Annotated in this window: 2 protein-coding genes and 2 pseudogenes; 2 read left to right on the forward strand and 2 right to left on the reverse strand. The window is 74.0% G+C overall.

Annotation, left to right across the window (positions count from 1 at the left end; all coding sequences use genetic code 11):
* A partial coding sequence (locus C1I97_RS36380; RefSeq protein ID WP_309147860.1) for an amino acid permease C-terminal domain-containing protein occupies positions 1-202 on the forward strand: 202 nt, incomplete at its 5' end.
* Between the two features lie 120 nt (positions 203-322).
* Positions 323-1,048: a sulfite exporter TauE/SafE family protein gene (locus tag C1I97_RS36385; RefSeq protein ID WP_181447084.1), complete on the forward strand. Its 726-nt coding sequence runs from the start codon at positions 323-325 to the stop codon at positions 1,046-1,048.
* Between the two features lie 479 nt (positions 1,049-1,527).
* On the opposite strand, the pseudogene C1I97_RS36390 reads toward C1I97_RS36385, so the two are convergent.
* Both C1I97_RS36390 and C1I97_RS40410 read right to left on the reverse strand, forming a co-directional pair.
* A pseudogene (locus tag C1I97_RS36390) lies at positions 1,528-1,761 on the reverse strand (NTP pyrophosphohydrolase); the annotation flags it as partial.
* Positions 1,738-1,864 (reverse strand): annotated as a pseudogene (locus tag C1I97_RS40410) (transcriptional regulator); the annotation flags it as partial. The pseudogenes C1I97_RS40410 and C1I97_RS36390, both read right to left, overlap by 24 nt.

Raw genomic sequence — 1,864 nt, forward strand, 5'->3', positions numbered from 1 at the left:
CCCCGTCACCCCGGTCCTCTCCGTCTGCGCCTCCTTCTGGCTGATGGTCAACCTGCCCGCCGAGACCTGGCTCCGCTTCGCCATCTGGATGGTCATCGGCTTCGGCGTCTACTTCTTCTACGGCCGCACACACAGCAGGCTCGCCCAGGACAGGGCCCGGACCCAGCCCCAGGGCCAGGGCCAGGGGCAGGGGCAGGGCTAGAGGCTGCGGTGGTTCGCGGGGCACCCCTTGGGCGGTCGGCGTTCGCCCGGCCGGTAGTGTGCGAAAGAGGTACGAGGACGGACGGGCCCCCACGGCGACAGCGGGCCGGGGAGGATGCACGTGACGACCCTGATCACCGAGGTCGCGCTGATCATCGCACTGGCGTCGTTCGCGCAGGCGCTGAGCGGCTTCGGGTTCGCGCTGGTGGCCGTGCCGCTGCTGACCCTGCTGACCAGTCCCCAGAACGCCATCGTCGTGGTCACCGCGCTGGGCGGAGTGCTCTCGCTGGCGGTCTGCGTCCACCAGAGGGACCACGTCAATGTGCGCATCGCGGGCCTGGTGAGCGGAGCGGGACTCGTGGGCATGCCCCTCGGGCTGCTCGCGATGACGGTGCTCAGCGCCCCTTCGCTGTCGGTCCTCATCGCCTGCGTGGTGCTGGTGTTCGCGTTCCTGATCGGCCGCGGCATGACCTTCCGGCGCGGTGCGGGCCCCACCGTCGTCTCGGGTGTCGCCAGCGGGGCGCTGCTGACCTCGACCGGTATGAACGGGCCGCCGCTGGTCGCCGCCTTCCAGGCCATGGGACTGGCACCCCGGGAGTTCCGGGCGACGCTCCAGGCCACGTTCTGCGTCCAGGATGCCCTGGCCCTCGCGGGCTTCCTCGCCGTCGGCCGGCTGACCGTGGACGGTCTGCTGCTGGTCGGCGTGGGGCTCCCCGGTCTGCTGGTGGGCTGGTGGTGCGGGGACCGCGTCTTCGCCCGTACGGATTCGGCGCGCTTCAAGAAGATCGTCCTGGGGGTGCTGGTCGCCAGCGCCTGTGTGTCGCTGTACCAGGCCGCGCTGAACTGACGCGCGAGACCGGCTGCGAGCCCGCCACACCGCGGACCGCCCTGGCGACCGGCCCGGGGCCGGATCCGCGCCGACCCTGCCCCGGGCCCTGGGCTGTTTCCGGACCGGATCCGCGCTGACCCTGCCCCGGGCCCTGGCCTGTTTCCGGATCGGATCCGCGCCGACCCTGGGTCGGACCCCGGGCTGTTTCCGGGCCGAAGTCTGGCCTGTTTCCGGGCCGGGCCCCGGGCCGTTCCCGGACAGGTTCCTGGGTCGGACCTTGGACCGGGGCCCGGATCGGGCCCTGAGCCGACTTGGGCCGACCTGGGCCGGCCCCGGGCCCAGCCCGGGCCTTACCCCGGTCCGGATCCGGCCCGTGATCACTTTCCCTGGCCGGAGGCGTCCCGGCCGCCGGAACCGGGACCTGCGCCGGGACCGGAACTCGCGCTGGGACCGGAACTTGCGCCGGGACCAGTCCCTTGGCCGGAGCCGGGGCCGTACACCGCGCGTGGTCCCACCGTGCCGGCGCCCGCCGCGGTGACCCGGTGGCGCAGTTCGCGGTCGGCGGTGACGACCACCCGGACCCGGTCCACCGCGGCGGCAGCCAGCCGGACGATGTGGTCGTCGCCGCTGCCGGCGGCCTCCTCGACCCGTACACCGGGCACGGACGGCACGCCCCGCGCGGCGCCCTCCAGGACCAGCACGATCTCCAGCGGGCCCGTCGGGGCCGCGACCATGTCGGCGACCGTGAGGGGGCCGAGCGTGGCGTAGAAGGCCTCCTGGGCCCGGCGCAGGGCGCCGCGCAGGCGGCAGTCGGAGCTGAGGGGGCAGGGCGTG

Source organism: Streptomyces sp. NTH33 (assembly GCF_003236365.1).
Lineage (GTDB): Bacteria > Actinomycetota > Actinomycetes > Streptomycetales > Streptomycetaceae > Streptomyces.